We start from the raw sequence: 4824 nt of genomic DNA on the forward strand, positions 1-4824 counted from the left end.
TAATTTGTCAGTCGTTGGCCGTTATATTTTACCTGCGCAAATCATGGCACTGTTAGAGAATACACCGCGTGGTGCAGGAAATGAAATTCAATTGACTGATGCGATCGCAGCATTGCAACAATCAGAGACTGTTGAAGCCTATCGTATGAAAGGGCAAACTTTTGATTGTGGTAGTAAGATTGGGTATCTTAAAGCTGTACTACACTATGGTATTGAACATCCAAAATTGGGTGAAGAGTTTAAGGGCTTAATTCGTGAGTTAGCCCTATAGTTTAGGGTTAACGGTTATGAAAATTGCAGTTTTTGGCAATACCCTATATGCAGGGGTCATGTCTGCATTACTATCAGAGTCTGGGCACAGTGTTTATTGGTGTTCAAACACCGATGATAAAGAAAACACTGTGCAATATTCATTTCATGATGAAAATGTAAGCCGTTTGCTTGATAAGCAGCTCAATAGTGGTTTTTTACATTATGCAAATTTCAAGCATGTTCCACTTGATATTGATGTCTATTTATTCAGTTTTAATCAGACACAAGAGCAGCAAGTTTTAGTGTTATTAACTGAATTGCAGCAACGTCCAATTATTCATCCTAAGTTGATGGTGAATGCATCAACTTTTGGTTTGCACAGTACAGAAAAATTTAAGCGAATTTTGCCTGAAGATGAATGGGTTTATCTGCCAGATATTATCCAAGAAGGAAATGCTTTACAGAGTTTCACTCAAGCAAAACAACTCATTGTTGGGTTTACAGAGCCATCGGCACAGCAGAAAGTCAAAGAGCTGTTACGCCCTTTTTTCCCGTTTGAGCAACAATTTTTATTTATGCCTGTATTAGATGCAGAGTTTACTAAGCTTAGTATTTCGGGCATGTTGGCGACACGCATTAGTTATATTAATGACTTGGCTGTAGTCGCTGAAAAGTTGGGTATTGATATTACTTCGGTTCGCCAAGGGATGGCAGCAGACAACCGTATTGGTACTGCTTATCTATCGCCTGGTGCGGGTTTTGGCGGAGAAAACTTTTCCCATGATGTATTGACGCTTGCGAATACCGTGGCCAATACAGGAGTAAAGAGCCAGTTGCTTGCTCAAGTTTGGGAAATCAATGAGCAACAAAAAGAAATTTTATTCCGCAAATTATGGAATTATTATCATGGCGACTTGCATGGTAAGACGATTGCAATTTGGGGTGCTTCGTTTAAGGAAAATACCTCAAGCATACAACATTCACCGATTCATTTGATGTTAAAAGCTTTATGGGCGCAGGGCGTCAAAGTGCAATTGCATGATCCTCAAGCGCTAGAAGAGATTCAGATGATCTATGGTCAGCGTGATGACTTGATACTTTGTCAGCAGCAGTATGAAGCGCTTGAAAATGCACATGGTTTGTGTGTGATTACTGCATGGAAACAATATTGGAGTCCTGATTTTAAACAAATGATGCAACGTATGGCTCATCCTTTGGTTTTAGATGGCCGTAATATTTATGATCCCCAATATGTCAAAGCACAACAGTTTGCTTATATGGGGGTGGGGCGTTGATAATGAATTATAAGCAGCCTTTGATAGTTAAAAGCCAGCAACAAGCACTTTCAGCGTTGTGCAACCTTAAAATGCAAACCCAAGACACGCACTTGAATCAATTTTTCTCAGATGATTCAGGGCGCTTCGAGCGCTTTTCAGTCGAACAAGAGCAAATCGTCTTAGATTTCAGTAAGCATCGTATTGATCAAAATGTTTTAAATGGACTTGTTGATTTAGCTCATGCTCAAGACCTAACACAATGGATTCAAAGATTATTTTCTCTTGAAGAGATTAACTATACTGAACAACGTGCTGCAATGCATTGGGCTTTACGTGTGCCTGAGCAAAATCAGCAAGTACTTCCTGAAATTACGGCACAAGTTCATACTCAATTAGAGCGGATGTATAGCTTAGTTGAGAAAATTCATGCAGGCCAATATCGTGGTGCAACAGGTGAAGTGATTCAGGATGTGGTGAATATTGGGGTCGGTGGCTCTGATCTCGGCCCATTAATGGTCACACATGCGCTTTCGGATTTTAAAGTCGTAACAGCAAAGCCTTTGGATGTTCATTTTGTATCGACGATGGATGGCAGTCAGCTTTCTGATTTGCTGCATCAACTTCGACCAGAAACAACGTTATTTATTATTTCGTCTAAGTCCTTTGGTACGATTGATACGCTGTCGAATGCACAAACTGTACGTCAATGGTTAGAAAAAGCTTTAGGTAAAAATAGTCATGTGCTGAAACATCACTTTATTGGTGTATCAACCAAGCCAGATAAGATGACCGAGTGGGGTATTGCACCAGAAAATCAGTTATTACTTTGGGATTGGGTTGGCGGTCGATATTCACTTTGGTCATGCATTGGTTTACCGATTGCATTAACTGTGGGCGTCGATGGTTTCAGACAATTGTTGTCAGGTGCATATGCCATTGATCAGCATTTTCAAACGGCACCGTTTGCTCAAAATATTCCTGTTTTAATTGGGTTGTTGGGTGTTTGGAATAATAATTTTCTAGATATTCAAACACATGCTGTACTCCCTTATGATGGGCGGCTTAAATATTTTGCTGCATATTTACAGCAGTTGGAAATGGAGTCGAATGGTAAGTCAACACAGAGAAGTGGTGAAAAAGTTGATTCCGCGACTTGTCCAATTGTTTGGGGAGAGGTCGGGCCGAATGCACAACATGCTTTTTATCAGCTCCTTCATCAAGGCACTCATAAAGTCAGTTGTGATTTTATCGCACCAGTTAAGCGATACAATGCCAATCAATTTACTTATGCTGAAAATGCAGAAGCTTTGATTGAGCAACATCATTTGGCATTATCAAACTGCTTAGCTCAGTCGCGTTTATTGGCGTTCGGTAATCAAGTATTAACAACTGATGAAATTGAAGGTTTACCTACTTACAAACAATATGAAGGCAATCAGCCAAGTTCAACGATTTTATTAAAAGAGCTAAACCCCTATAGTTTGGGAATGCTGATTGCGACTTATGAACATAAAGTATTTGTACAGTCGGTGTTATGGAATATAAATCCTTTTGATCAATGGGGAGTTGAAAAGGGTAAAGAAATTGCCAATCAATTATTACCTATTCTCAATCGTGAACAAGATGATTTATCTACATTTGATGCATCGACTCAAGGCTTACTTAAAATCTTATTAGGGAAAAATAATGGCTAAAATTTTGGTCACAGGTGGTGCGGGCTATATTGGCTCGCATACGTGCATAGAGCTATTAAATGCAGGGCATGAGGTGATTGTATTTGATAACCTTTCAAATAGCTCTGAAGAAGCCTTGCGTAGAGTGCAGAAACTCACCAATAAGAGTTTGGTTTTTATACAGGGAGATATCCGAAATCAATCTGAGTTAGATTTGGTCTTTCAAGATCATCAAATTGATGCTGTCATTCATTTTGCGGGTTTAAAAGCGGTTGGAGAAAGTCAGCAGATTCCATTAACTTATTTTGATAACAATATTACGGGTAGTATTCAGTTAACTAAGTCAATGGCAAAAGCAGGTGTGTTTAAATTAGTTTTTAGTTCATCTGCAACGGTTTATGATGAAGTGAATACTTCGCCACTAAATGAGGATATGTCAACAGGCATACCAAATAATAATTATGGTTATACCAAGCTAATTGTGGAACAATTATTACAAAAACTTGCACACGCTGACCAACGTTGGTCAATCGCATTATTGCGTTATTTTAATCCTGTTGGTGCACATAAGAGTGGTCAAATTGGAGAGGATCCTCAAGGGATTCCAAATAATTTAATGCCTTATGTCACACAAGTCGCTGTTGGACGACGAGAAAAGTTATCCATTTATGGCAATGACTATGACACTGTTGATGGAACAGGCGTTCGTGATTATATCCATGTTGTAGACTTGGCTAATGCCCATTTATGTGCATTAAGCAATCGCTTGTCAGCACAAGGTTGCCGAGTTTGGAATATTGGTACTGGAAATGGTTCATCAGTGCTACAGGTAAAAAATACTTTTGAACAGGTGAATGGCGTCTCGATTGCTTTTGAATTTGTGTCACGCCGTGCAGGCGATGTTGCAACTTCATTTGCGGATAACACTCGTGCACAATTAGAACTAGGTTGGAAACCGCAATATTCTTTGGAAGATATGTTGGCTGACAGTTGGAATTGGCAAAAACAGAATCCAAATGGTTATAACTGAATCATTTCAAAAAAAGGAGCAAATTGCTCCTTTTTTATTGATGGGCATTAGCCTTGAATCAATGTTGTTAATTCATCGACATAATGTTGCATTGGTTTTGGATTTTTGTCTGCGCGACTTTCGATATTCAGTCGAAGCAATGGCTCAGTATTCGATGCACGTACGTTTAAACGCCATGCGCCAAAATCGAGACTGACACCATCTGTACGGTCTACTTGTGGATTTTGGTCGGCATAATGATCAAAAATCTTTTGTACTGTTGCTTGTGTGTCTGCAACTTTAAAGTTGATTTCACCGCTACATGGGAACTTCGCAATCATATTCTCAACTAATGACGAAAGCGATTGTCCTGTTTCTGAGAGAAGGGCAATCGTCAGTAACCAAGGAATCATGCCACTATCGCAATAAGCAAAATCACGGAAATAGTGATGTGCACTCATTTCACCGCCGTATACTGCATTGTGTTCGCGCATCACATCTTTAATAAAAGCATGTCCTGATTTGGATTGAACTGCGATGCCTTGGTATTGTTCTACGATATCAAAGGTATTCCAAACTAGGCGTGGGTCATGCACAATTTTTTCGCCAGATT

At 39.4% G+C, this 4824-nt stretch carries 3 protein-coding genes and 2 pseudogenes; 4 read left to right on the forward strand and 1 reads right to left on the reverse strand.

Annotation, left to right across the window (positions count from 1 at the left end; translation table 11 throughout):
• The 4 genes and pseudogenes from B4237_RS06245 to galE all read left to right on the forward strand — a co-directional run.
• Positions 1 to 271: pseudogene (locus B4237_RS06245) on the forward strand (UTP--glucose-1-phosphate uridylyltransferase); the annotation flags it as partial.
• Positions 272 to 287: 16 nt separating this feature from the next.
• Complete coding sequence (locus B4237_RS06250; protein ID WP_286942211.1) at positions 288 to 1547, forward strand: nucleotide sugar dehydrogenase; 1260 nt, start codon at positions 288 to 290, stop codon at positions 1545 to 1547.
• A 2-nt stretch (positions 1548 to 1549) separates the two neighbouring features.
• Entirely contained in the window at positions 1550 to 3223 is a 1674-nt protein-coding gene (pgi, locus tag B4237_RS06255) for a glucose-6-phosphate isomerase (protein ID WP_286942213.1), read from the forward strand.
• A complete protein-coding gene (gene galE / locus B4237_RS06260; RefSeq protein WP_286942216.1) occupies positions 3216 to 4232 on the forward strand; it encodes a UDP-glucose 4-epimerase GalE in 1017 nt (338 codons plus the stop codon). Before pgi ends, galE begins: the two co-directional genes overlap by 8 nt.
• 47 nt (positions 4233 to 4279) lie before the next feature.
• On the opposite strand, the pseudogene B4237_RS06265 reads toward galE, so the two are convergent.
• Positions 4280 to 4824, reverse strand: a pseudogene (locus B4237_RS06265) (phosphomannomutase CpsG); the annotation flags it as partial.

Source organism: Acinetobacter sp. UBA6526 (genome assembly GCF_002434875.1).
GTDB classification, from domain to species: Bacteria; Pseudomonadota; Gammaproteobacteria; order Pseudomonadales; family Moraxellaceae; genus Acinetobacter; species Acinetobacter venetianus.

Bases quoted from the DNA above. Each gene is read 5' to 3' on its own strand.
- B4237_RS06250 (WP_286942211.1), top strand. From the start codon at position 288: ATGAAAATTGCAGTTTTTGGCAATACCCTATATGCAGGGGTCATGTCT.
- pgi (WP_286942213.1), top strand. From the start codon at position 1,550: ATGAATTATAAGCAGCCTTTGATAGTTAAAAGCCAGCAACAAGCACTT.
- galE (WP_286942216.1), top strand. From the start codon at position 3,216: ATGGCTAAAATTTTGGTCACAGGTGGTGCGGGCTATATTGGCTCGCAT.